At 74.1% G+C, this 24,046-nt stretch carries 27 protein-coding genes; 8 read left to right on the top strand and 19 right to left on the bottom strand.

The window, feature by feature from the left end; genetic code table 11:
• Positions 1-5 precede the first annotated feature (5 nt).
• From ACFYYT_RS18760 to ACFYYT_RS18740, 5 genes are read left to right on the top strand one after another with little or no spacing between them, the layout of a single operon-like run.
• A complete protein-coding gene (locus ACFYYT_RS18760) occupies positions 6-1,151 on the top strand; it encodes an ADP-ribosylglycohydrolase family protein (RefSeq protein ID WP_351827875.1) in 1,146 nt (381 codons plus the stop codon).
• Positions 1,148-2,716 (top strand): ADP-ribosylglycohydrolase family protein, encoded by a 1,569-nt coding sequence (locus ACFYYT_RS18755; protein WP_351827872.1) that lies wholly within the window; start codon positions 1,148-1,150, stop codon positions 2,714-2,716. The genes ACFYYT_RS18760 and ACFYYT_RS18755 overlap by 4 nt, the downstream gene beginning before the upstream one ends.
• A complete protein-coding gene (gene rbsK / locus ACFYYT_RS18750; RefSeq protein ID WP_351827870.1) occupies positions 2,713-3,699 on the top strand; it encodes a ribokinase in 987 nt (328 codons plus the stop codon). The genes ACFYYT_RS18755 and rbsK overlap by 4 nt, the downstream gene beginning before the upstream one ends.
• The gene (locus tag ACFYYT_RS18745; RefSeq protein ID WP_351827868.1) at positions 3,696-4,925 is read left to right on the top strand and encodes a CoA transferase; all 1,230 of its coding nucleotides are present in this window, start codon (positions 3,696-3,698) and stop codon (positions 4,923-4,925) included. The genes rbsK and ACFYYT_RS18745 overlap by 4 nt, the downstream gene beginning before the upstream one ends.
• Positions 4,922-5,734, top strand: coding sequence for a CoA ester lyase (locus tag ACFYYT_RS18740; protein WP_351827865.1), 813 nt, complete (start codon positions 4,922-4,924; stop codon positions 5,732-5,734). The genes ACFYYT_RS18745 and ACFYYT_RS18740 overlap by 4 nt, the downstream gene beginning before the upstream one ends.
• A 199-nt stretch (positions 5,735-5,933) precedes the next feature.
• Here the strand turns inward: ACFYYT_RS18740 and lgt are convergent, their stop codons facing one another.
• The 11 genes from lgt to hisI all read right to left on the bottom strand — a co-directional run bounded on the left by lgt (position 5,934) and on the right by hisI (position 15,054).
• A complete protein-coding gene (gene lgt / locus ACFYYT_RS18735; protein WP_351818737.1) occupies positions 5,934-6,929 on the bottom strand; it encodes a prolipoprotein diacylglyceryl transferase in 996 nt (331 codons plus the stop codon).
• Between the two features lie 89 nt (positions 6,930-7,018).
• On the bottom strand, positions 7,019-7,984 hold the full coding sequence (locus tag ACFYYT_RS18730) for a DsbA family protein (RefSeq protein ID WP_388608531.1): 966 nt from the start codon (positions 7,982-7,984) through the stop codon (positions 7,019-7,021).
• Positions 7,985-8,079: 95 nt separating this feature from the next.
• Positions 8,080-8,898 (bottom strand): tryptophan synthase subunit alpha, encoded by an 819-nt coding sequence (trpA, locus tag ACFYYT_RS18725; protein WP_351818743.1) that lies wholly within the window; start codon positions 8,896-8,898, stop codon positions 8,080-8,082.
• Positions 8,895-10,169 carry a tryptophan synthase subunit beta gene (gene trpB, locus ACFYYT_RS18720; protein WP_351818746.1) on the bottom strand — a complete coding sequence of 425 codons (1,275 nt, stop codon included), beginning with the start codon at positions 10,167-10,169 and terminating at the stop codon, positions 8,895-8,897. Before trpB ends, trpA begins: the two co-directional genes overlap by 4 nt.
• Positions 10,170-10,377: 208 nt before the next feature.
• Positions 10,378-10,587 carry a tryptophan biosynthesis modulator TrpM gene (trpM, locus tag ACFYYT_RS18715; protein ID WP_351818748.1) on the bottom strand — a complete coding sequence of 70 codons (210 nt, stop codon included), beginning with the start codon at positions 10,585-10,587 and terminating at the stop codon, positions 10,378-10,380.
• Positions 10,588-10,595: 8 nt separating this feature from the next.
• Positions 10,596-11,405 (bottom strand): indole-3-glycerol phosphate synthase TrpC, encoded by an 810-nt coding sequence (trpC, locus tag ACFYYT_RS18710; RefSeq protein WP_351818750.1) that lies wholly within the window; start codon positions 11,403-11,405, stop codon positions 10,596-10,598.
• A gap of 183 nt (positions 11,406-11,588) precedes the next feature.
• Entirely contained in the window at positions 11,589-12,101 is a 513-nt protein-coding gene (locus tag ACFYYT_RS18705; RefSeq protein ID WP_388608526.1) for a DUF2752 domain-containing protein, read from the bottom strand.
• A gap of 50 nt (positions 12,102-12,151) precedes the next feature.
• On the bottom strand, positions 12,152-12,403 hold the full coding sequence (locus ACFYYT_RS18700; protein WP_351818755.1) for an HGxxPAAW family protein: 252 nt from the start codon (positions 12,401-12,403) through the stop codon (positions 12,152-12,154).
• Positions 12,404-12,512: 109 nt separating this feature from the next.
• The gene (locus ACFYYT_RS18695; RefSeq protein WP_351818757.1) at positions 12,513-13,166 is read right to left on the bottom strand and encodes a TIGR02234 family membrane protein; all 654 of its coding nucleotides are present in this window, start codon (positions 13,164-13,166) and stop codon (positions 12,513-12,515) included.
• A gap of 14 nt (positions 13,167-13,180) precedes the next feature.
• Positions 13,181-14,671: an anthranilate synthase component I gene (locus ACFYYT_RS18690; protein ID WP_351818760.1), complete on the bottom strand. Its 1,491-nt coding sequence runs from the start codon at positions 14,669-14,671 to the stop codon at positions 13,181-13,183.
• A 14-nt stretch (positions 14,672-14,685) separates the two neighbouring features.
• Positions 14,686-15,054: a phosphoribosyl-AMP cyclohydrolase gene (gene hisI / locus ACFYYT_RS18685; RefSeq protein WP_351818763.1), complete on the bottom strand. Its 369-nt coding sequence runs from the start codon at positions 15,052-15,054 to the stop codon at positions 14,686-14,688.
• Between the two features lie 84 nt (positions 15,055-15,138).
• Between hisI and ACFYYT_RS18680 the strand changes: the two genes are divergently transcribed.
• Positions 15,139-15,771: a TIGR03085 family metal-binding protein gene (locus tag ACFYYT_RS18680; protein ID WP_351818766.1), complete on the top strand. Its 633-nt coding sequence runs from the start codon at positions 15,139-15,141 to the stop codon at positions 15,769-15,771.
• Positions 15,772-15,856: 85 nt separating this feature from the next.
• Here the strand turns inward: ACFYYT_RS18680 and hisF are convergent, their stop codons facing one another.
• The 8 genes from hisF to hisD are packed head-to-tail and all read right to left on the bottom strand — an operon-like array spanning position 15,857 to position 21,558.
• Positions 15,857-16,612 (bottom strand): imidazole glycerol phosphate synthase subunit HisF, encoded by a 756-nt coding sequence (gene hisF / locus ACFYYT_RS18675; RefSeq protein ID WP_351818769.1) that lies wholly within the window; start codon positions 16,610-16,612, stop codon positions 15,857-15,859.
• On the bottom strand, positions 16,609-17,010 hold the full coding sequence (locus tag ACFYYT_RS18670; RefSeq protein WP_351818772.1) for a RidA family protein: 402 nt from the start codon (positions 17,008-17,010) through the stop codon (positions 16,609-16,611). Before ACFYYT_RS18670 ends, hisF begins: the two co-directional genes overlap by 4 nt.
• The gene (gene priA, locus ACFYYT_RS18665) at positions 17,007-17,732 is read right to left on the bottom strand and encodes a bifunctional 1-(5-phosphoribosyl)-5-((5-phosphoribosylamino)methylideneamino)imidazole-4-carboxamide isomerase/phosphoribosylanthranilate isomerase PriA (protein WP_351818775.1); all 726 of its coding nucleotides are present in this window, start codon (positions 17,730-17,732) and stop codon (positions 17,007-17,009) included. The genes ACFYYT_RS18670 and priA overlap by 4 nt, the downstream gene beginning before the upstream one ends.
• Positions 17,732-18,373, bottom strand: coding sequence for an imidazole glycerol phosphate synthase subunit HisH (gene hisH, locus ACFYYT_RS18660; protein WP_351818778.1), 642 nt, complete (start codon positions 18,371-18,373; stop codon positions 17,732-17,734). Before hisH ends, priA begins: the two co-directional genes overlap by 1 nt.
• The gene (locus tag ACFYYT_RS18655) at positions 18,370-18,537 is read right to left on the bottom strand and encodes a hypothetical protein (RefSeq protein ID WP_351818781.1); all 168 of its coding nucleotides are present in this window, start codon (positions 18,535-18,537) and stop codon (positions 18,370-18,372) included. The genes hisH and ACFYYT_RS18655 overlap by 4 nt, the downstream gene beginning before the upstream one ends.
• Before the next feature lie 2 nt (positions 18,538-18,539).
• Positions 18,540-19,133, bottom strand: coding sequence for an imidazoleglycerol-phosphate dehydratase HisB (hisB, locus tag ACFYYT_RS18650; protein WP_048480319.1), 594 nt, complete (start codon positions 19,131-19,133; stop codon positions 18,540-18,542).
• Positions 19,130-20,257, bottom strand: a complete 1,128-nt coding sequence (locus tag ACFYYT_RS18645; RefSeq protein WP_385364687.1) for a histidinol-phosphate transaminase — start codon at positions 20,255-20,257, stop codon at positions 19,130-19,132. The genes hisB and ACFYYT_RS18645 overlap by 4 nt, the downstream gene beginning before the upstream one ends.
• Positions 20,236-21,558, bottom strand: coding sequence for a histidinol dehydrogenase (gene hisD / locus ACFYYT_RS18640; RefSeq protein WP_351818788.1), 1,323 nt, complete (start codon positions 21,556-21,558; stop codon positions 20,236-20,238). Before hisD ends, ACFYYT_RS18645 begins: the two co-directional genes overlap by 22 nt.
• A 123-nt stretch (positions 21,559-21,681) precedes the next feature.
• Between hisD and ACFYYT_RS18635 the strand changes: the two genes are divergently transcribed.
• Positions 21,682-23,268, top strand: a complete 1,587-nt coding sequence (locus ACFYYT_RS18635; RefSeq protein ID WP_351818791.1) for an oxidoreductase — start codon at positions 21,682-21,684, stop codon at positions 23,266-23,268.
• 34 nt (positions 23,269-23,302) lie between these two features.
• On the top strand, positions 23,303-24,043 hold the full coding sequence (locus tag ACFYYT_RS18630; RefSeq protein WP_351818794.1) for an LON peptidase substrate-binding domain-containing protein: 741 nt from the start codon (positions 23,303-23,305) through the stop codon (positions 24,041-24,043).
• Positions 24,044-24,046 lie beyond the last annotated feature (3 nt).

The following is a 24,046-nucleotide window of genomic DNA, read 5'->3' as shown; positions in this document are numbered from 1 at the left end:
CGGACATGACGCTGACACTGGAGGACCGGGTCACCGGCGCCCTCGTCGGAGCCGCCGTCGGCGACGCGCTCGGCGGCCCGGTGGAGGGCTGGTCCCCGGACCAGATCGTCGAACGGCACGGCGGCCGCGTGCACGGCGTGGTCGGGCCCTGGCACGAGGACTGGCGCACCGCCCGCCCCCTCGCCCCGTACCACAAGGGCGACGGGCACGTCACCGACGACACCCTGATGACGCACGCGCTGATCCGCGTCTACGCCGCCGTACGGGACCACCTGGACGCCTACGCGGTCGCCGACCACCTCGTCCCGGACCTGATGACGGTCCCCCGGTGGATCCCGGAGCTGGAGGCGGAAGCCCTGCCCCTCCAGCGGGTCTTCCTCGCCGAGAAGTGGATCGTGACCCGGCTGCACTACGCGCACGCCGACCCCCGCGAGGCCGGCACCGGCAACATCGTCAACTGCGGTGCGGCGATGTACATGGCGCCGGTCGGCCTGGTCAACGCGGGCAATCCGGCGGCCGCGTACGCCGAGGCGCTGGACATCACCGGCGCGCACCAGTCCTCGTACGGGCGGGAGGCGGCGGGGGTGTTCGCGGCGGCCGTGGCGGCGGCCTGCGTGCCGGGCGCGGACGCGGCCTCGGTGGTGGACACCGCGCTGTCCTTCGCGAAGGACGGCACCCGCGCCGCCATCGCCGCCGTCCGCGACGTCGCGCTGCTCCACCGGGACTTCGAATCGGCGCTGGTCCCGCTCCGGGAGGCGGTGGCCCCCTACGACTCCGTCGGCCCGGACTACCGCACGCCCTCCCTCGGCGCGCGCCGGCCCTCCCGGCTGCACTCCATCGAGGAACTCCCCGTCGCCCTCGGCATGCTGCTCGTCGCGGACGGGGCGTACGAGTCCTCGGTGCTCGGCGCCGTCAACTACGGCCGCGACTGCGACTCCATCGCCACCATGGCGGGCGCGGTCGCGGGCGCGCTGGGCGGGCCCGGGGCGGTGCCGGAGGGCTGGGCCAAACAGGTCGCCGAGGCGAGCCGGCTCGACCTGCACGGCCCGGCCCTGACGCTGGCCGCCGTCGCCCGGGACGTCTTCGCCCTCGACCGGGCCCGGCGGCGCGCCCACGAGGCGGCCTTCGCCGCCCTCGCCTCCCCGCGGTGATCCGGCTCACCTGGGCGCAGCCGGAGGACCTGATCGGGCACGAGCTGCGGCAGGCCGCCGAGGACGGCCGGGACGCGGGGCCGGCGGCGCGCGCCTGGACGGCCGCGGGCGGCCACCCGGCCCCGGCCCGGGCCGGGGCCTCCTCCACCCCGGCCCCACCGGAACTCCGCGCCCTCGCCACCCGTCTCCTGGCCGGACTGGCCGCGCTCCCCGTCCCCACGGCCGACGCGGAACCCACCGCCTGGCCCGCCCTCCGGGCCACCTGGCCCCCCGCCCCGGCCCGGCCCCCTCGGCCGGAGCCGGAACCGCAGCCACGCCCCGGCACGGCCCCGGGCACGAGCCCCGCCGCGCACCCGCGCTCCGCGCCGGAGCCGCTGCCCGGGGCGGCGCCGGGGCCGGGGGCCGGTGTGGGAGCACGGCTCGGGGCGGGGCCGGGGGCCGGTGCGGGGGCGGCGGGCGGCGGCTTCGGGGCGGGCACGGCCGCGGCCGCCGCCGGGACGCCGGATGCCGGGCTGCGGCGCAGGCTGGAGGCGGCCTGGATCGGGCGCGCCGTCGGCTGCGTGCTCGGCAAGCCCGTCGAGAAGCTCCCCCTGGAGGGGATCCGGGCCCTCGCCCGCGCCGCGGGCAACTGGCCCCTGGCCGACTGGTTCACCGCCCGGCACGTCCCCCCGGAACTGCTCGCCGCGTACCCGTGGAACCGCCGCTCCGCCCCCACCTCCCTCGCCGAGAACATCGACGGCGCCCCCGAGGACGACGACCTCGACCACCCCCTCCTCGCCCTGCTCCTGCTCCAGCGCCACGGCAAGCGCTTCACCACCGACGACCTGGCCCGCCTCTGGCTCGACGAGCTCCCGGCCGGCCGCACCTTCACCGCCGAGCGCGTCGCGTACCGCAACCTGCTGCTCGGCCTGGAGCCCCCCGCGACCGCCACCCACCACAACCCCTTCCGGGAGTGGATCGGCGCCCTGATCCGGGCCGACGTGCACGGCTGGACCAACCCCGGCGACCCGGCGGCCGCAGCCGAGCAGGCGTACCGCGACGCCGCCCTCACCCACACCGCGAACGGCGTCTACGCCGCCCTCTTCGCCGCCGCCACCATCGCCGAGGCGGCCGGGGGCCGCAGCGACGTGCACACCGCGCTGCGGGCCGGCCTCTCCGTCGTACCGCCCCGCTCGCGCCTCGCCGACGCCGTCCGCTTCGGGATCCGTACCGCCCGCGCCGAGGCGGACTTCGACCGGGTCGTGGACCGGCTGCACGCCTGTTACGGCCACTACCACTGGGTACACGCCCTCCCGAACACCGCCCTGATCGCGGCCGCCCTCACCCACGCGGACGGAGACTTCACGCACTCCGTGTGCCGGGTGGTGTCCGGCGGCTGGGACACCGACTCCAACGGCGCCACGGCCGGTTCGGTCGCCGGGCTCCTGGCCGGGTCCCCCGACCGGCTGCCGGAGCGCTGGACCGCTCCGCTCAAGAACCGGCTCCGCACCACCGTCGCCGGCTTCGACGGCATCGGCTTCGACACCCTCGCCCATCTCACCGCCCAGGAGGCAGCCCGCTCATGACGGCCATCGCCGTGCTCGGCAGTACCAACATGGACCTCGTCGCCTACGTGTCCCGGGCGCCCCGCCTCGGGGAGACCGTCACCGGGCGGGAGTTCCGCACCGTCCCCGGCGGCAAGGGCGCCAACCAGGCGGTGGCCGCCGCCCGGCTCGGCGGGGAGGTGGTGATGATCGGCGCGGTCGGCACGGACGAGTTCGGCGTACGGCTGCGCTCCGCGCTCACCGCCGCCGGGGTCGAGACGGCCGCGCTGCGCACCGTCGAGGGCGCCAGCGGCACCGCGCACATCACCGTCGACGACGAGGGTGCCAACAGCATCGTCGTCGTCCCCGGCGCCAACGGGCACGTCACCGGCCTGGCGCCGGGTGACGCATCCCGGATCGGCGCCGCCGACGCGCTGCTGCTCCAGCTCGAACTTCCCCTGGAGGCCGTCGTCGCGGGGGCGACGGCGGCCCGCGCCCACGGGGTCCGTACGGTCCTCACCCCGGCCCCGGCGCGGCCGCTGCCGCGGGAGCTGCTGGAGCTGATCGACCTCCTGGTGCCGAACGAGCACGAGGCCGCCACCCTCACCGGCTTCACCGATCCCCTCGCGGCGGCGGAGGCGCTGCTGCGCGAGGTGCCGGAGGTGGTGGTCACGCTGGGCGCGGCCGGGGCCCTGTACGCGGCGCGGGGGCGGGAGCCGCTGACGGTGCCCGCGCCTCGGGTCCGGGCCGTGGACACCACGGCGGCCGGGGACACCTTCGTCGGGGCCCTCGCGGTGGCCCTCGGCGAGGGCCGCCCGATGCCCGAGGCCCTGACCTGGGCCGCCCGCGCGGCCGCCCTCGCGGTCCAGCGCCCCGGCGCCCAGCCCTCCATGCCCACCCGCGCCGACCTGGACGCCCCGCCACCGCCCGCCGCACCCGGACCGGACCCGGCCACCGCACCCCCGCCCGGCCCCGGGGCCGCCGCCGGAGCGGCGTCGCTTCCCCGGGGCGGGGGTGGCGCGTGACGGCCGGGGCCGGCGGCGCGCCCGGCGGCGCCGGGTCCTGCGCCGGGCCCCTGGAGGGGCTCCGGGTGCTGGACCTGGCCACCCTCTTCGCCGGGCCGCTCGCCGCCACCCTGCTCGGAGACTTCGGCGCCGAGGTGATCAAGGTCGAGCACCCCGAGCGCCCCGACCCCTCCCGCGGCCACGGCCCCGCCAAGGACGGCGTCGGGCTGTGGTGGAAGCTGCTCGGGCGGAACAAGCGGACGATGACCCTCGACCTGTCCGCCCCCGGTGGCCGGGACACCCTGCTGCGGCTGGCCGCCACCGCCGACGTGGTGATCGAGAACTTCCGCCCCGGCACCCTGGAGAGGTGGGGCCTGGGCTGGCCCGAGCTGGAGGCCGCCAACCCGCGCCTGGTGCTGGCCCGCGTCACGGCCTTCGGCCAGCACGGCCCGTACTCCCACCGCCCCGGCTTCGGCACCCTCGCCGAGGCCATGAGCGGCTTCGCGGCGATCACCGGCGAGCCGGAGGGCCCGCCGACCCTGCCCCCCTTCGGCCTCGCGGACTCCATCGCCGCGCTCACCACCGCGTACGCCGTGATGACGGCCCTCGCCGGCCGCGACCGCACCGGCCGCGGCCAGGTGGTCGACCTGGCGATCATCGAGCCGATCCTCACCGTGCTCGGCCCGCACCCGCTCTGGTACGACCAGCTCGGCTACGTCCAGCCCCGCTCCGGCAACCGTTCCGCCAACAACGCGCCCCGCAACACCTACCGCAGCGCGGACGGCCGCTGGCTGGCGGTGTCCACCTCGGCCCAGTCCGTCGCCGAGCGGGTGCTATGCCTGGTCGGACGGCCCGAGCTGACCGCCGAACCCTGGTTCGCGGACGGCTCCGGGCGGGCCGCCCACGCCGAGCTCCTCGACGGGGCCGTCGGCGGCTGGATCGCCCGGCACAAGGCCGAGGAGGTCATCGCCGCCTTCGAGGAGGCCGAGGCGGCCGTGGCCCCGGTCTACGACGTCCGGGACGTACTGGCCGATCCGCAGTTCGCGGCCCTGGACACGGTGACCGAGGTCGAGGACCCCGAACTCGGCCCGATCCGCATGCAGAACGTCCTCTTCCGGCTGTCCGGCACCCCCGGCGGGATCCGCTGGGCGGGCCGCCCGCACGGCGCCGACACCGACGCCGTCCTGACCGAACTCGGCCTGACCCGGGCCGAGATCGCCGCCCTCCGAACGGAGCGAGCCCTGTGATCCTGACCTGGCTCTACGCCCCCGGCGACCGCCCCGAGGTGGTGGCCAAGGCCCTGCGGTGCGGGGCGGACGCCGTCATCGTGGACCTGGAGGACTCGGTGTCCGCCTCCCGCAAGGAGTACGCCCGCGCGGCCACCGCCGAGCTGCTCACCGAGCGGCCCCCGGTCCCCGTCCACGTGCGCGTCAACGCCCTCGGCTCCCCCTGGGCGGGCGCCGACCTCACCGCTCTGGCCCGGCTGCACGGGCTCGCCGGGCTGCGGCTGCCGAAGATCGACGCCCCGGAGCAGGTCGTACGGGTCGCCGACCGGGCCGGCGGGGTGGCCCTGTACGCGCTGCTGGAGAGCGCGCTGGGGGTGGAGCGGGCGTACGAGATCGCCCGGGCGCACCCCTCCCTGCACGGGCTGACCCTGGGCGAGGCGGACCTCCGCGCCGATCTGGGGGTCAGCGCGGAGGAGGGGCTGGACTGGCCGCGCTCGCGGGTGGTGGTCGCCGCCCGGGCCGCCGGGCTGGCCCCCCCGGCCCAGTCGGTGTTCCCGGACATCCGGGACCTGGAGGCGCTGGCCGCCTCCTGTGCCCGCGGCCGCGCGCTCGGCTTCCTCGGCCGGGCGGCGATCCACCCCCGCCAGCTCCCGGTGATCGAGGGGGCCTACCTGCCCCGGCCGGAGGAGGTCACCGCCGCCGAGGAGATCGTCACCGCCGCCCGCGCCACGCCGGGGGCCCAGGCCCTGCCGGACGGCCGCTTCGTGGACCCGGCGGTGGTGGCGGCCGCCCACCGCACCCTGACCCTCTCCCGCCGGACGCTTTCTTGACGCGCCGCTCGCGCGGCTGCGCCGGACTCCGTCAACCGTTCTCGCCTCAATCGCCGGCGGGGCTGGATTTTCCAGCCCCGCCGGCGATTGAGGCGAGGGGTCCGGGGCGGAGGAAGGGCGGGTAGGGAACGGCCCCGCGGGGGCCGGGTACGCCGGAGGGGGCGCCGCGACCTGCGGCGCCCCCTCCGGTACGACCCGGTCAGCTCTTGTCGGCCCCGTTGGCGACGCCCTCGGCGGGCTTGCCCAGATCCGCCTTCGCGGCGCCCTCGGCACCCTTCCCGTCCGCAGGGGCGGCCTTGGTGAGGTCGGTCTTCGCCTCGGCTCCGGCCGCCTCGGGCTCGCCCGCAGCCGTGGCCGCAGCCACCTCGCCCGGACCGCCGGAGGTCTCCGGCTCGACGACCTCCTCGCGCCCGGGCCGCAGCTTGGCGGAGAGCACGAAGTAGACCACCGCGAGGACGAAGACGATCATGGCCGTCCACACGTTCAGCCGCAGGCCGAGGATGTGGTGCGCCTCGTCGACCCGCATGTACTCGATCCAGCCGCGGCCCAGGCAGTACGCGGCCACGTACAGGGCGAAGGCCCGGCCGTGCCCGAGCTTGAAGCGGCGGTCGGCCCAGATGACCAGCGCGGCGACGCCGAGGCACCAGAGCGACTCGTAGAGGAAGGTCGGGTGGTAGGTCCCGGCGACCCGGTTGGGCCCCTCGCTGATCTTCACCGCCCACGGCAGGTCGGTGGCGCGGCCGTACAGCTCCTGGTTGAACCAGTTGCCCCAGCGGCCGCAGGCCTGCGCGATGGCGATGCCGGGGGCCAGGGCGTCGGCCCAGGCCGGCAGCGGGATGCCGCGCAGCCTGCAGCCGATCCAGGCGCCGACCGCGCCCAGCGCGATGGCGCCCCAGATGCCGAGGCCGCCCTCCCAGATCTTGAAGGCGTCGACCCAGTCGCGGCCTTCGCCGAAGTAGAGCTGGTAGTCGGTGATCACGTGGTAGAGGCGGCCGCCGACGAGGCCGAACGGCACCGCCCACACGGCGATGTCCGCGACCGTGCCCGGCTTTCCGCCGCGCGCGATCCACCGCTTGTTGCCGAGCCAGACGGCGACGAAGACGCCGATGATGATGCAGAACGCGTAGCCGCGGAGCGGGATCGGTCCGAGATGGATCACGCCGGTCGACGGACTGGGGATATAGGCAAGGGTCATGGCAGACCTGACGCTACCCTGCCGGGCGGTGCGCACCGCAACCCGCCCGGCAAGCTGAAACCAAAACCACACACGGCGACCGGCGCCGCTCAGTCCTGCGAGGTCCCCTTGGAGAGGCCCTTCGGGGAGCCGGACGGCGCGGGCGTCCCCTTCCCGGAACCCTTGACCGATCCGGAACCGGACCCGGAACCGGAACCGGAACCGGACCCCGACGCCGAAGCGGAAGGCGACGGCGAGGCCGAAGCCGTTCCCGCGCCCCCGCCCGCCTTGGCCTCGACCTTCGCCCTCAGCTTCTGCGGGGTCAGCGGATCGGCCTGGTCGGCGAAGAGGTCCTTGCCGTCGAGCAGGATGGTCGGGGTGCCGCGGAACTTGCCCGCCACGAAGGCCTCCTGCGACTTGCCGACCCAGGCGTTGTGCGTGCCGTTCTCCACGCAGGAGCGGAACGCGGGGCTGTCCAGTCCGTCCACCTGGCCGGCCAGCTCCAGCAGCCTGGCGTTCTTGCCGTAGGCGTCGTCGGTCTCCTCCGGCTGGTTCTGGAAGAGGACGTCGTGGTACGCGGTGAACTTCCCGGCGTCCTGCGCGCAGGCGGCCGCGTTGGCACCCTTGAGCGAGCCGCTGCCGCGCATGTTCCCGTCGATGAGGGTGACGAGGTGGTACTCGACCTTCAGCAGCCCCTTGGCCTCCAGATCGTGGATGGTGTCCCGGTAGCTGGTCTCGAAGGCCTTGCAGGCCGGGCAGCGGAAGTCCTCCCAGACGGTCAGCTGGGACGGGGCCCCGTCCTTGCCGGACTGGATGGCGAGCGCGTCCTTGCCGGTGGCTCCCGACGGGGCCGCCACCGGACCCGCCTTCGCCGACTTGTCCCCGGACCCGGCATTGGCGGCGATCAGGCCGACGACGGCCGCGAGGCCGAGCACGCCGACCACCGCCGCCGACACGACGAGGGTCCGCCGGCGCTTGTCCCGGGTCTTCTCCCGCTCGCGCTCCTGCTGGAGCCGCTCCCGGGCCGATCGTTTCGTCATCGCATCGCGGTTCGCACCGTCGTTCTTCTCGCTCACGTTCGGCCAAACGAAGCGGGGAGGCACTCGCGTGCCTCCCCGCCCCCGTTTCCACCCGATCGGGCTACGGAACCCCCGTCGGGGCCCGCCCGGCGTCAGGACCTGCGTACGCCTTCCGCAAGCTCGCCCGCCAGGGCCCGTACGGCGTCCAGCCCCGACCGCTCGTCCGGTGCGTCCAGCAGCAGCTTCACGAAGGCCGAGCCGACGATGACGCCGTCGGCGAAGGCGGCGACCTGCTTGGCCTGAGCGGCGTTCGAGACGCCGAGGCCGACGCAGACCGGCAGGTCGCTGGTGGCGCGGGTGCGGCGCACCAGGTCCTCGGCCTGGTTGCCGACCGACTCGCGGGTGCCCGTGACGCCCATCAGGGACGCCGCGTAGACGAAGCCGGAACCGGCCGCCGTGATGGTGGCCAGGCGCTCGTCCTTGCTGCTGGGGGCCACGACGAAGACGGTCGCCAGACCGTGCTTGGCCGCGTGCTCGCGCCACAGCGCGGACTCCTGGACCGGCAGGTCGGGCAGGATGCAGCCGGCCCCGCCCGCCGCCGCCAGCTCGGCGGTGAACCGCTCGACGCCGTAGCGGTCGATGGGGTTCCAGTACGTCATGACCAGGATCGGGGCCCCGGTCGCCTCGTGCGCCTCGCGGACCGTGCGCATCACGTCGGCGATCTTCACGCCGCCGCGCAGGGCGATGTCGTCGGCGGTCTGGATGACCGGGCCGTCCAGGACCGGGTCGCTGTGCGGCAGGCCGATCTCGACGACGTCCGCGCCGCCCGCGACGATGGCCTTGACGGCCTCGACGGCCCCGTCCACGGTCGGGAAGCCGGCCGGGAGGTAGGCGACGAGGGCGGCCCGGTCCTCGGACTTCGCCTTGGCGAGGGTCGCGCTCAGCAGCTCGATGTTGCCGGTGGTGCTCACTTGTCGTCCCCCTCGGAGAACTCGTTGCCGGCGACTTCGCCGTCGGTGTCGTAGAGGCCGAAGTAGCGGGCGGCCGTGTCCATGTCCTTGTCGCCGCGGCCGGACAGGTTGACCACGATCAGGCCGTCCTTGCCCAGCTCCTTGCCCAGGTCGAGGGCGCCGGCGAGGGCGTGCGCCGACTCGATCGCCGGGATGATGCCCTCGGTGCGCGAGAGCAGCCGCAGCGCCTGCATGGCGGCGTCGTCGGTGACCGCGCGGTACTCGCCGCGGCCGGAGTCCTTGAGGTAGGAGTGCTCCGGGCCGATGCCCGGGTAGTCCAGACCGGCGGAGATCGAGTAGGGCTCGGTGATCTGGCCCTCCTCGTCCTGGAGCACGTAGGAGCGGGAGCCGTGCAGGATGCCGGGCTCGCCGGCGCTGAGGGTGGCGGCGTGCTCGCCGGTCTCGATGCCGTGCCCGGCGGGCTCGAAGCCGACCAGGCGGACGTCGGCGTCCGGGATGAAGGCGTGGAAGAGGCCGATGGCGTTGGAGCCGCCGCCGACGCAGGCCGCGACGGCGTCGGGCAGCCGGCCGGTGCGCTCCAGGATCTGGCGGCGGGCCTCGACGCCGATGACGCGGTGGAAGTCGCGGACCATGGCCGGGAAGGGGTGCGGGCCGGCCACCGTACCGAAGAGGTAGTGGGTCCGGTCCACGTTGGCGACCCAGTCGCGGAACGCCTCGTTGATGGCGTCCTTGAGGGTCCGGGAGCCGGACTTCACGGCGATGACCTCGGCGCCGAGCATGCGCATGCGGGCCACGTTCAGGGCCTGGCGCTGGGTGTCGACCTCGCCCATGTAGATGGTGCACTCAAGGCCGAAGAGGGCGCAGGCGGTGGCGGTGGCCACGCCGTGCTGGCCCGCGCCGGTCTCGGCGATCACGCGGGTCTTGCCCATGCGCTTGGTGAGCAGCGCCTGGCCCAGCACGTTGTTGATCTTGTGCGAGCCGGTGTGGTTGAGGTCCTCGCGCTTGAGGAAGATCCGGGCGCCGCCCGCGTGCTCGGCGAAGCGCGGCACCTCGGTGAGGGAGCTGGGCCGGCCGGTGTAGTTGACCATGAGGTCGTCGAGCTCGGCGGCGAAGGCCGGGTCGCCCTTGGCCTTCTCGTACTCGACGGCGACCTCGTCCACGGCGGCGACGAGCGCCTCCGGGATGAACTTGCCGCCGAAGTCACCGAAGTAGCCCTCGGAGTTGGGGACGTGACCCTCCGGGTCCGGAATGAAGAACGAGCGGGTGGACATGGCCACTACTCCTACGTGTACGGAACTGCGCGACGGGGGCTGGTTGTACCGTATTGCGCTGTCGGTCCGCGGCCCGCGCACCCCGCTCGGGGGGCGCGGCCGTGCGGACGCGGCAACCCGCGCCGGGAGCGTGCGCTCGGGCGGCGTGGGGCCGTGCGCGGCCTTCCGCCCGGCGCGCCTTCGCGTACCGGGCCGGGGGGGCCGTCGTCTACAGCGCGGCTCCGCCGCGCCATCGCATTCCGTTGACCTGTCCGGGTTCGGAGCCGATCACGTAGCGCACCCGCCGGCCGTGCACGCGCCGGGCCGGGGCGCGGCAGCCGCGGGGGCGGCAGCCGCGCGCCAGGGGCGCGTGCGCCGTCGGCACACCGGCCGGGCCGCGGCCCGGTCGGGTGCGGACGGAGGGGCGGGAGTCAGGCATGGGAAGGATCAGCTCCGGCCGTGGCGCAGGGCGGGGTGGGCTCCGGCGGCGACGAGGTCGGCGACGGCCGCCTTCGGGTCGCGGCCGGTGACCAGGGACTCGCCGACGAGGACCGCGTCGGCGCCCTCGTTGGCGTAGGCGATCAGGTCGTGCGGTCCGCGGATGCCGGACTCGGCGACCTTCACGATGTGGGCCGGGATCTCGCCGACGATCCGCTCGAAGGTGGAGCGGTCGACCTTGAGGTCCTTCAGGTTGCGCGCGTTGACGCCGATGATCTTGGCGCCGGCGGCCACGGCCCGCTCGATCTCCTCCTCGTCGTGCACCTCCACGAGCGGGGTGAGGCCGATGGACTCGGCCCGCTCGATCAGGGAGACGAGGGCCTCCTGGTCCAGGGCCGCGACGATCAGCAGCACGAGGTCGGCGCCGTAGGCGCGGGCCTCCCACAGCTGGTACGCCGTGACGATGAAGTCCTTGCGCAGGATCGGGATGTCCACGCGGGCGCGGACGGCCTCCAGGTCGGCCAGCGAGCCGCCGAAACGACGCTGTTCGGTGAGGACGGAGATGACCGCGGCACCGCCCGCCTCGTAGTCGGCGGCGAGCCCGGCCGGATCGGCGATCGCGGCCAGCGCGCCCTTGGAGGGGCTGGAGCGCTTGACCTCGCAGATCACCTTGACGCTGTCGCCGCGCAGGGCCGCGACACCGTCCTTGGCCTGGGGCGCCTTGGCGGCACGCTCCTTGAGCTCGTCGAGGCTCACGCGGGCCTGCCGTTCGGCAAGGTCTTCGCGGACCCCTTCGATGATCTCGTCGAGCACACTCACGCGAGCGGCCCCCTTCCGGGTTAGTGACGGTCGGCCGCCTTGCGGACACGTACCCCTGCAAGGTCAGCACTCCAAATGGTATCCGCAGGTCTCTACGGCCTCTGCACTGACTTCGCGGATTCCCAGGGACTGGACAGTCGGAATATGGCCTTCCCGTAGCTCCCCGCAAGGCCCCGCAAGGGCTCAGGGGGCCAGAGCGGAACCGAAGGGAAAATTGCGGACAATCGAGAAGGCGAGCACCAGGACCCCGATTCCCCACCAGTACGCGGGCCGCAGCGCGAACCGGGGGACGGGGCCGCCGCGGACGGCCCTGACCAGCCACAGCGCCAGGAAACCGGCGAAGACGAGGTAGCCGGCGACGGCCACGGCGTTGGACCCGAGCGCGGCCGCCAGGTCCCCCCGGGCGAAGGCGTGCGCGCTGCGCAGTCCGCCGCAGCCGGGGCACAGGACGCCGGTCAGCCGGAACAGCGGGCACACCGGGTAGTGCCCGGGCTCGTTCGGGTCCACCGCACCGACGTAGGCGAAGGCGGCCACGGCCCCGGCGAGCGTGAGCACCGGCCCGGCCAGCCGGCGGGCCCGCGAGGCGGGTACGGGGGCGGCGGGCCCGGGGGCGAAGGGCCCGGGGGCGGGTCCTGCGGCGGGTCCTGGGGCGGCGGGGGTGCGAGGGGCGTCCACCGGCTGATTCTCTCCGCTCATGACAAAAGGCGCAGCCCGACCGGGCCGCGCCTTTCGAACCTGGGTACCGCTCAGACCTTGGCGGGGACCCGGTTGGCGGCGATGACGTCGGCGAGGTCCCGGTGCTCGGCCTTCGGGGCGCCCATGCCCGCGGCCTTCATCGCGAGGCCGACGACTCCGCCGACGGCGACGACGACGAGACCGGCCCAGAACCCGATCGGGTTCGCCAGCACCATGAAGGCGCCGGAGACGCAGAAACCGATGAAGGCGATGATGACACCGGTCCAGGCGGCCGGGGTGTGTCCGTGGCTCGTGCCCGCCATGAGTTGCTCCTCGTTGCTCTGTCTCGCGTGCTGTGTCGCACGCTCGCTGTCATTGTCCCGCACGGGGCGGGCCCTTTCGCCAGTGGGTGGGCCTTCGCCGGGCGGCCCTTCAGCCGGTCGGGTCCTCGCCACGGTCCAGAGCTTTCCACAGGTCCTCCGGCCGGTCCGGGTCCACCGCCGCCGGAGTCCTCCGGCGCGGGCTGCCGTCACGCTCGTAGCGGCCCCCCATCGCGGGCCAGCTCCGGCCGAAACGCAGCGCCAGCAGGCCCGCCAGCAGGATCAGGACGCAGCCGAAGGCCGTGACGTACGGCCAGGCCGTATGGGTCAGCCCGGCCACCCGGGCGGCGGTGTCGGCCGTCGCGGTGACGGCCCGCTCGTCCAGCGCCCGGTGGTCGTCGGCGGCGGCCACCGCGGACAGCGCCCCGCCGAGCCCGCTCAGCGCGAGCAGCCCGGACACCAGCAGCCGTCCCCGGCCGCGTACGGCGAACACCGCCACCAAGGCCGCGAGGCCGACGATGGCCAGGGCCGCGGGCAGGCCGGTGACGGCGCGGCCGTCCGCGGTCAGGGGCAGCGAGCCACCTCCCACGGCGGCGCTGCCCCGGGCCCAGACGCGGCCGGAGGCGAGCAGGACGACGGCGGCGCCCAGCGCGCCGAGCAGCAGGGCGACGACCACGCTGCGGCGGCCGTTCTTGCTCTCGGGACTCTCGGGGGCGTCCGTTGCGGCGGGGGGCGGGGGCGGGGGCACGGCACTCACGTACCCCACTATCCCCTACGTGCTCAGCCGCGGTGGAGGCGGTTCGCCGCTCCGACGGCCCGGAGCACGGCGGCCGCCTTGTTGCGGCACTCCTGGTCCTCCAGTTCGGGCACCGAATCCGCGACGACGCCCGCTCCGGCCTGCACGTACGCCGTCCCGTCGCGCAGCAGCGCGGTACGGATGGCGATGGCCGTGTCGGAGTCCCCCGCGAAGTCGAGGTAGCCGACGCAGCCGCCGTACAGGCCGCGGCGGGAGGGCTCCAGCTCCTCGATGATCTGCATGGCGCGCGGCTTGGGGGCGCCGGAGAGGGTGCCGGCCGGGAAGCAGGCGGTGAGCACGTCGAAGGCGGTCTTGCCCTCGGCGACGCGCCCGGTGACCGTGGAGACGATGTGCATCACGTGGGAGTAGCGCTCGATCGACATGAAGTCGACGACCTCCACGGATCCGGGCTCGCAGACCCGGCCGAGGTCGTTGCGTCCGAGGTCGACGAGCATCAGGTGCTCGGCGCGTTCCTTGGGGTCGGCCAGCAGCTCGTCGGCGAGGTCGTTGTCCTCCTGCGGGGTGGCCCCGCGGTGGCGGGTGCCCGCGATGGGGTGGACCATGGCCCGCCCGTCCTCGACCTTGACCAGCGCCTCGGGGCTGGAGCCGACCACGTCGAAGCCGTTCTCGAAGCGGAAGAGGTACATGTACGGGGACGGGTTGGTGGCCCGCAGCACCCGGTACACGTCCAGCGCGGACGCGTGGCAGGGGGTCTCGAACCGCTGCGAGGGCACCACCTGGAAGGCCTCGCCGGCCCGGATGCGTTCCTTGACGTCCTCGACGGCCGCCTGGTACTTCTCGCCGCCCCACAGGGCGTCGAAGGGCGGCAGCGCGGACTCCGGGAGCGGGGCGGGCACGTAGGGCGCCGGGCGCGCCAGGTCGGCCTCCATCGCGTCGAGGCGGGCGACGGCGTCCGCGTGGGCCTCGTCCGCGCCGGTGTCCAGGGCGTTGTGGTTGATCGCGTTGGCGATGAGCAGGACCGTGCCGTCCCAGTGGTCGAGGACCGCCAGGTCGGAGGTGAGCAGCATGGTCAGCTCGGGGAGCCGCAGGTCGTCCTCGGTGTGGTCCCCGATGCGTTCCAGACGGCGCACGATGTCGTAGCCGAGGTAGCCGACCATGCCGCCGGTGAAGGGGGGCATCCCGGCCGCGAGGTCGCGGGGGGTGTGCAGGGCCTCGACGGTGGCGCGCAGCGCTTCGAGGGGGTCGCCGTCGGTGGGCACGCCGACGGGCGGGGTGCCGATCCAGTGGGCCCGGCCGTCCTCGACGGTCAGGGTGGCGTCGCTGCGGACGCCGACGAAGGAGTAGCGGGACCAGGAACGGCCGTTCTCGGCGGACTCCAGCAGGAAGGTGCCGGGGCGCTCGGCGGCGAGCTTCCGGTAGAGCCCGACCGGGGTGTCCCCGTCGGCGAGCAGCTTGCGGCTCACGGGGATGACGCGGCGGTCGGCCGCGAGCTTGCGGAACGTCTCTAGATCCATGGCGCGGACCCTACCTATTCGGCGTCGGTGCGGAGGAGGACGTCGGCGTCGAAGCAGGTCCGGGCGCCGGTGTGGCAGGCGGCGCCGACCTGGTCGACCTTGACGAGCAGGGTGTCGGCGTCGCAGTCGAGGGCGACGGACTTCACGTGCTGGACGTGGCCGGAGGTGTCCCCCTTGACCCAGTACTCGCCGCGGCTGCGCGACCAGTAGGTGCAGCGGCCGGTGGTCAGGGTGCGGTGCAGGGCCTCGTCGTCCATCCAGCCGAGCATGAGCACCTCGCCGGTGTCGTACTGCTGGGCGATGGCGGGCACCAGGCCGTCCGGGGAGCGCTTGAGGCGGGCCGCGAGGGCGGGATCGAGGGAGGACGTACTCATGCGGGCCATTGTGCCGCGTGATCGGTGCGGGTACGGAGCGCCGTCCGCCTGGTGGGCGGGCACGGGACGGCGTCCGGCCGTAGGCTGTCGCGCATGTCTACCCATGCGAAGCGTGAACGCCTGCTGCTGGCGGACCTGTTGGAGGCGGCCGGGCCCGAGGCGCCGACCCTGTGCGACGGCTGGCGGGCGCGGGAGCTCGCGGCGCACGTGGTCGTGCGCGAGCGGCGGCCGGACGCGGCGGGCGGTCTGGTGCTGAAGGCGCTCAAGGCCCGGCTGGACCGGACGATGGCCGAGTACGCGGCCAAGCCGTACGAGGAGCTCATCCGGCTGATCCGGACCGGTCCGCCGAAGCTGTCGCCCTACTCGCTCAAGCAGATCGACGAGGCGGCGAACGCGGTGGAGTTCTACGTCCACGCCGAGGACGTGCGGCGCGCGCAGCCGGACTGGTCGCCGCGGACGCTGGACCCGGTGTTCTCGGACTCGCTCTGGTCCCGCCTGGAGAAGCTGGCCCGGCTGATGGGGCGGCGCTCGCCGGTCGGCCTGGTCCTGCGCCGGCCGGACGGCCGCACGGCGGTGGCGCACAAGGGCGCCCCGGTGGTGACGGTGACCGGCGAACCGGGTGAGCTCACCCTGTTCTGCTTCGGCCGCCAGGAAGCCGCCGCGGTGGAGCTGGACGGCGACAAGGAAGCCGTCTCCCGCCTGACGAGGGCCCAGCTCGGCCTCTGACCCCGCGGGCCGGCGGGCGGCCGCCCCTCCCCGACCGGTCCGGACCGGGAGGGGCGGCCGCGCCACGGCACGGGCGCGGCCCGCCTCAGCGGACCGGGTGCCCCGCTTCCCGCAGGGCCGACTTGACCTCGGAGATCCGCAGGTCGCCGAAGTGGAACACCGACGCCGCGAGCACCGCGTCGGCGCCCGCCGCGATGGCCGGCGGGAAGTGCGCCAGCGTGCCCGCGCCCCCGGAGGCGATCACCGGGACGGTGACGTGCCGGCGCACGGCGGCGATCATCTCGGTGTCGTAGCCGTCCTTGGTGCCGTCGGCGTCCATCGAGTTCAGCAGGATCTCCCCGGCGCCCAGGTCGGCGGCGCGGTGGGCCCATTCGACGGCGTCGATCCCGGTGCCCTTGCGGCCGCCGTGGGTGGTGACCTCGAAGGAACCGGAGGCGGTGCGGCGGGCGTCCACGGACAGCACGAGCACCTGCCGGCCGAAGCGTTCGGCGATCTCCCGGATCAGCTCGGGGCGGGCGATGGCGGCGGTGTTCACGCCCACCTTGTCGGCCCCGGCCCGCAGCAGCTTGTCGACGTCGTCCGCGGTGCGCACCCCGCCGCCCACGGTCAGCGGGATGAAGACCTGTTCGGCGGTGCGGCGGACCACGTCGTAGGTGGTCTCGCGGTTGCCGGAGGAGGCGGTGATGTCGAGGAAGGTCAGCTCGTCGGCGCCCTCGGCGTCGTAGAGCTTGGCCATCTCGACCGGGTCGCCGGCGTCCCGCAGGTTCTGGAAGTTGACGCCCTTGACGACGCGGCCGTTGTCCACGTCGAGGCAGGGGATCACGCGTACGGCGAGGCTCACCGCGCCACCTCCTTGTACGCCTCGACCTCCACCTCGACGACCATCGACGGGTCGACGAAGCCGGAGACGATGATCATGGAGGCGGCGGGGCGGACGGCGTCGAAGAGCTCCTTGTGGGCGCGGCCCACCTCTTCCACGTCCCGGGCGTGCGTGAGGTACATCCGGGTGCGGACCACGTCCTCGGGGCCGAGGCCCGCCTGCGCGAGCGCCTTGAAGGCGACGCCGAAGGCCGTCATCGCCTGGTCGTACGGGCCCCCGCCGTCGGCGGCGGTGCAGCCGGAGACGAGGACGAGCCCGTTGGAGAGCTGCACGGCGCGCGAGTAGCCGATGACGTCCTCGTAGGGGCCGCCGGAGGAGATGCGGCGCACCGCTTCGGAGGAGCTGCTCGTGCTGCTCATGCGGAGACCACCTTCAGGGCTTCTTCCAGGGTGAAGGCCTTGGCGTACAGGGCCTTGCCGACGATCGCGCCCTCGACGCCCTCGGGGACCAGCGCGGCGAGCGCGCGCAGGTCGTCCAGGCTGGAGATGCCGCCGGAGGCGACGACGGGCCGGTCGGTGGCGGCGCAGACGTTGCGCAGCAGCTCCAGGTTGGGGCCGGTCAGCGTGCCGTCCTTGCCGATGTCGGTGACGACGTAGCGGGCGCAGCCCTCGGAGTCGAGGCGGGCGAGGGTCTCGTAGAGGTCGCCGCCCTCGCTGGTCCAGCCGCGGCCCTTGAGGGTGGTGCCGCGCACGTCGAGGCCGATGGCGATCCTGTCGCCGTGCTCGGCGATGGCCTTGGCGGCCCACTCGGGGGTCTCCAGGGCGGCGGTGCCGAGGTTGACGCGGGTGCAGCCGGTGGCGAGGGCGGCGGCGAGCGAGGCGTCGTCGCGGATGCCGCCGGACAGCTCGACCTTGATGTCCATGGCGCGGGTGATCCCGGCGACGAGGTCGCGGTTGTCACCGGTGCCGAAGGCGGCGTCGAGGTCGACGAGGTGCAGCCATTCGGCGCCGGAGCGCTGCCAGGCCAGGGCCGCCTCCAGCGGGGAGCCGTAGGAGGTCTCGCTGCCGGAGACCCCGTGCACGAGGCGGACCGCCTGGCCGTCGCGGACGTCGACGGCGGGGAGGAGCTCAAGCGTCTTCATCAGAGGGTCTCGATCCAGTTGGTGAGCAGCTGGGCTCCGGTGTCGCCGGACTTCTCGGGGTGGAACTGGGTGGCCCACAGTGCCCGGTTCTCCACCGCCGCGACGAAGGGCTCGCCGTGGGTGGCCCAGGTGACCCTGGGCGCGCGGATGGCCGGGTTGGTGACCTCCAGGTTCCACTCGTGCGCCGCGTAGGAGTGCACGAAGTAGAAGCGGGCGTCGGCGTCGAGCCCGGCGAAGGCCTGGCTGTCGGCGGGGGCGTCCACGGTGTTCCAGCCCATGTGGGGGACGACGGGGGCCTTGAGCGGGCCGACCGTGCCGGGCCACTCGTCGAGGCCCTCGGTCTCCACGCCGTGCTCGATGCCGCGTTCGAAGAGGATCTGCATGCCGACGCAGATGCCCATGACGGGGCGGCCCCCGGAGAGCCGGCGGCCGATGATCCAGTCGCCGCGGGCGTCCTTCAGGCCGCGCATGCAGGCGGAGAAGGCGCCGACGCCGGGGACGAGGAGGCCGTCGGCGTCCATGGCCTTGTCGTAGTCGCGGGTGATCTCGACGTCCGCGCCGACGCGGGCGAGGGCGCGCTCGGCGGAGCGGACGTTGCCGAACCCGTAGTCGAAGACGACGACGTTCTTGCGTGCGGTCATTCCCAGATCCCTTGGATGCGCAGGACTCCGGCGACGAGGCACATGACGGAGCCGATGGCGAGCAGGACGATGACCGACACGGGCATCTTCTGCTTCTGGAAGGAGTAGACGCCGCCGGCCAGGAACAGGCCGAGGACGATCAGGATGGTGTTGAGGCCGTTCACGGCTAGAGGGCGCCCTTCGTGGAGGGCAGGATGCCGGCGGCGCGCGGGTCGAACTCGGCGGCGTAGCGCAGGGCCCGGGCGAGGGCCTTGAACTGGCACTCCACGATGTGGTGGGCGTTGCGCCCGTACGGGACGTGGATGTGCAGGGCGATCTGGGCCTGCGCGACGAAGGACTCGAAGATGTGCCGGGTCATCGTCGTGTCGTACTCGCCGATCATCGGCGCCATGTTCTCGGGCTCGGTGTGCACGAGGTAGGGGCGGCCGGAGAGGTCCACGGTGACCTGGGCGAGGGACTCGTCCAGCGGCACGGTGCAGTTGCCGAAGCGGTAGATGCCCACCTTGTCGCCGAGGGCCTGCCGGAAGGCGGCGCCCAGCGCGAGGGCGGTGTCCTCGATGGTGTGGTGGCTGTCGATGTGCAGGTCGCCGTCGGTCTTGACGGTGAGGTCGAAGAGGCCGTGGCGGCCGAGCTGGTCGAGCATGTGGTCGTAGAAGCCCACGCCGGTCGAGACGTCGACCTTGCCGGTGCCGTCGAGGTTTATCTCGACGAGGACCGAGGTCTCCTTCGTGGTGCGTTCGACCCGTCCGATGCGGCTCATGCCTGCTGCTCCTTCTTCAGTGCGCGAACCGCTTCCAGGAACGCGTCGTTCTCGGCCGGGGTGCCGGCGGTGACCCGCAGCCAGCCCGGTACGCCGTTGTCCCGGACCAGGACGCCCTGGTCGAGGATCTGCTGCCAGGCGGTGTGCGAGTCCGCGAACTTCCCGAACTGGATGAAGTTCGCGTCGGACTCGGTGACCTCGAAGCCGAGGGCCAGCAGCTCGGTGACGAGGCGGTCCCGTTCGGCCTTGAGCTGCTCGACGTAGCCGAGCAGGGTGTCGGTGTGCTCCAGGGCGGCCAGCGCGGTCGCCTGGGTGACGGCCGACAGGTGGTACGGCAGGCGCACCAGCTGGACGGCGTCGACGACGGCGGGGTGCGCGGCCAGGTAGCCCAGGCGCAGTCCGGCGGCGCCGAAGGCCTTGGACATGGTCCGGGAGATCACGAGGTTCGGGCGGCCCTCGATCAGCGGCAGCAGCGAGTCCCGGTGGCTGAACTCCACGTACGCCTCGTCCACGATCACCAGGGACGGCTTGGCCGCCTGCGCGGCCTCGTAGAGGGCGAGGACGGTCTCCGCGCCGACCGCGGTGCCCGTGGGGTTGTTGGGGGAGGTGATGAAGACGACCTCGGGGGCGTGCGCGGCGATGGCCCGCTCGGCGGCCTCCACGTCGATGGTGAAGTCCTCCCGGCGGGGCCCGGAGATCCAGCCGGTGCCGGTGCCCCGGGCGATCAGCGCGTGCATCGAGTACGAGGGCTCGAAGCCGATCGCGGTGCGCCCCGGCCCGCCGAAGGTCTGGAGCAGCTGCTGGAGCACCTCGTTGGAGCCGTTGGCGGCCCAGACGTTCTCGTACGCCACCGGGTGCCTGCCCGTACGGGTGAGGTAGGCGGCCAGCTCGGTGCGCAGCTCGACGGCGTCCCGGTCGGGGTAGCGGTTGAGGGTCCGGGCGGCGTCGGCGACGCGCTCGGCGATCCGCGCGACGAGCTCTGCGGGGAGCTCGTACGGGTTCTCGTTGGTGTTCAGCTGGACGGGCACGTCGAGCTGGGGGGCGCCGTACGGGCTCTTGCCGCGCAGCTCGTCCCGGATGGGCAGGTCGTCGATGCCGAAGCTCACTGGGTGGGCACCTTCCATCCGAAGCGCGCCTTCAGGGCGGCGCCGTGCGCGGGCAGGTCCTCGGCCTCGGCCAGCGTCACCACGTGGTGGGTGACCTCGGCGAGGGCGTCGCGCGTGTAGTCGACGATGTGGATGCCGCGCAGGAAGGACTGCACGGACAGGCCGGAGGAGTGGCAGGCGCAGCCGCCGGTGGGCAGCACGTGGTTCGATCCGGCGCAGTAGTCGCCCAGCGAGACGGGGGACCAGGGGCCGACGAAGACGGCTCCGGCGTTGCGGACGCGGGCGGCCCAGTCGGCGGCGTCCGCGGTCTGGATCTCCAGGTGCTCGGCGCCGTACGCGTCGACGACCTTGAGGCCGTCCTCCAGGCTGTCGACCAGCACGATCGCGGACTGCCTGCCGGCCAGGGCGGGCTTGATCCGGTCCTCGACGTGCTTGGTGGCGGCGACCTGGGGCGCCAGCTCGCGCTCGACGGCCTCGGCCAGCTCCGCGGAGTCCGTGACGAGGACGGCGGCGGCCAGCGGGTCGTGCTCGGCCTGGCTGATCAGGTCGGCGGCGACGTGCACCGGGTCGGCCGTGGAGTCCGCGAGGACCGCGATCTCGGTGGGGCCGGCCTCGGTGTCGATGCCGATCTTCCCGGTGAAGTAGCGCTTGGCGGCGGCCACCCAGATGTTGCCGGGGCCGGTGACCATGTTGACCGGCAGGCAGTCCTCGGTGCCGTACGCGAACATCGCGACGGCGACGGCGCCACCGGCCGCGTACACCTCGTCCACGCCGAGCAGCGCGCACGCGGCGAGGATCGTCGGGTGCGGCAGGCCCCCGAACTCCTTCTGCGGCGGGGAGGCGAGCGCGATCGACTCGACGCCGGCCTCCTGCGCCGGTACGACGTTCATGACGACGGACGACGGGTACACGGAACGCCCGCCGGGGGCGTACAGCCCCACGCGCTCGACCGGAACCCACTTCTCGGTCACGGTGCCGCCGGGGACCACCTGGGTGGTGTGCTCGGTGCGGCGCTGGCTGCGGTGCACGATCCGGGCACGCCGGATCGACTCCTCCAGGGCGGCGCGGACGGCCGGATCCAGCTGCTCCAGGGCGGCCTTGATGGCCTCCGCGGGGACCCTGACCTGCGAGAGTTCCACCCCGTCGAACTTCCGCGCGTACTCGATCAGCGCCGCCGTGCCACGATGATGGACGTCCTCGCAGATGGGCCGCACCTTCTCCAGGGCGGCTTCCACGTCGAACTCGGCACGGGGCAGCAGATCGCGCAGGGCGCCCCCCTCGGGGAGGGAGTCACCGCGCAGGTCGATACGAGAGATCACCCCCCAATTCTCTCAGACCGATTCCCGGCACCGTTCGCCCGTATCACTGGCTGATACGCGTCCCGGATGTCACCGGCGCCCCTTAGCGTTCTCGTACACGTAACGGGACAGCGGGGGGCTGCCATGACCGAAGTGCGGGTGGACGGGGTTCCGCCGGACCTCACGGACGCCGAACGGCAGATGTGGCAGACCTTCCGGGCGGGCACCGTGTGCGACCTCGGCACCCGGATCGCCGAGCTGGACGATCCGCACGGCGACGCCGTCTGGGGGCCCGAGCGGCGGGTCCGGGCCGAGGTGGTGGCGCTGCTGCTGCTGGCCGGGCCGGAGCCCGTCCCGGGCCGCGTCGGCTGCCTGAAGCTGCGCGGGGCGCAGATCACCGGGCGCCTGGACCTGTCGGGGGGCGCGGTGCCCCCGTACGTCGAGATCCGCTCGTGCCGCTTCGACAGCGAGATCCAGCTCTCCGAGACGCGCTTCGGCACGCTGCGGCTGGACAACTGCGCGGTCCCCCGGATCGAGGCGGCCCGGCTGCACACCGAGGGTGACCTGCACCTGGCGCGCTGCCGGGTGGCGCGCGGGATCCGGCTGACCGACGCGCAGATCGGCACGGACCTGCTGATCAGCCAGGCCGTCTTCCGGCGCGACGGCCGGGGCCGGGCCTTCGCCGCCGACGGGATGGCCGTCGCACAGGACTTCCAGGCCGACCTGCTGGAGGCGTACGGGGAGGTCAGCCTGCGCGCGGCGAAGGTCGGCGCCTCGATGAGCCTGCGCGGGGCACGGCTGTACAACCCGGACGGCCGGCGCGCGCTGAACGCCCCGACGCTGACCGTCGAGCGGACCCTCTACCTGACCTCGATCGCCGCCCCGGAGGCCGGGGACCCCTCCCGCCCGTACGACTGGGGGCAGACCCCGACGCGCGGCGGCCCGGAGCGGCCCTTCGAGTGCCGGGGCGGGCTGCGGCTGGACGACGGCCGCTTCGGGGACTCCGTCGACTTCTACGGGGCCCGGTTCGACCTGCGGCCCGAGCAGGAGGTCTCGCTCCGGCGGATCCAGACCCCCGAGTTCCGCTTCGTCGGCGACGCCCCGGAGCGGGGCCGGGTGGTGGTGTCGGGCGCGAAGGTGGTCAAGCTCGTCGACCGCTCCACGAGCTGGCCCGGCCCGGGCCGGCTGTCCATGGAGGGCTTCGTCTACGGGAACCTCGCCCCTCGGGGCCACTTCCCGCTCGCCCGCCGCCTGGAATGGGTGGCGGCCGCCACGCCCGAGTACTCGCCGGAGCCGTACGAACGGCTGGCCGCCGTACTGCGGGACGGCGGGGAGGACTCCGACGCCCGCGAGGTGCTGCTGGCCAAGCAGCGGCGGCGCCGGTCCACCCTCCCGCCCGCCGCCCGGGCCTGGGGCTACGTACAGGACTGGACGGTGGTCTACGGCTACCGGCCCGGGCGGGCGGCGCTGTGGATGGCGGTGCTGTGGGCGGCGGGCGCCCTGCTGTTCTCCGGCCACCGCCCGGAGCCGATCAAGGCGGACGAGCACCCGCAGTGGAACGCCGCCCTGTACGCGCTCGATCTGCTGCTCCCGGTGATCGACCTCGGCCAGGAGGGGCAGTGGAAGGTGACGGGCGGCTGGCAGTGGGCGGCGGCCTCCCTGGTCCTGCTGGGGTGGATCCTGGCCACGACGGTGGCCGCGGGCGCGTCCCGGCTGCTGCGGCGGGGGTGACGGCCCGGGCCGTCCGGCCACTACCCTGTGCCTCGTGACCACCGTTCGCCTGCCCCTCTTCCCGCTGAACCAGGTTCTGTTCCCGGGCCTCGTGCTGCCGCTGAACATCTTCGAGGAGCGCTATCGCGCCATGATGCGCGACCTGCTGAAGACCGGGGAGGACGAGCCGCGCCGGTTCGCCGTCGTGGCGATCCGCGACGGCCGGGAAGTGGCGCCGACCGGGCCCGGTCTGCCCGACCAGACCGCCCTGCCCGAGCGGGGTCCGGCGGCGGGCTTCGGCCCGGACCCCGTCCAGGCCTTCCACCGGGTCGGCTGCATCGCGGACGCGGCGACGATCCGGGAGCGCGAGGACGGCACCTTCGAGGTCCTCGCCACCGGCACCACCCGGGTGCGGCTGCTCTCCGTCGACGCGTCGGGACCCTTCCTGGTCGCCGAGCTGGAGGAACTCCCCGAGGACGCGGGCGACGGCGCGGGGGCCCTCTCCGAGGGGGTCCTGCGGGCCTTCCGCAGCTACCAGAAGCGGCTGGCGGGGGCCCGCGAGCGCACCCTGGCCCCGGCGCCGGACCTGCCGGACGAGCCGTCGGTGGTGTCCTACCTGGTGGCGGCCGCCGCCGTGCTCGACATCCCCTCGAAGCAGCGCCTGCTCCAGGCCCCCGACACCGCGACCCGCCTCGCGGAGGAGCTCAAGCTGCTCCGCTCGGAGACGGCCGTGATCCGCCACCTGCCGTCCCTCCCGGCGGTGGAGCTGACCCGCACCCCGACGAGCCCGAACTGACGA

Origin of the sequence: Streptomyces sp. NPDC002032, from assembly GCF_042890765.1 — a bacterium.
In the GTDB taxonomy this organism is placed as follows: domain Bacteria; phylum Actinomycetota; class Actinomycetes; order Streptomycetales; family Streptomycetaceae; genus Streptomyces.
The sequence above is the reverse complement of the archived record's forward strand: the minus strand, read 5'-3'. Positions and strand labels throughout refer to the sequence as shown.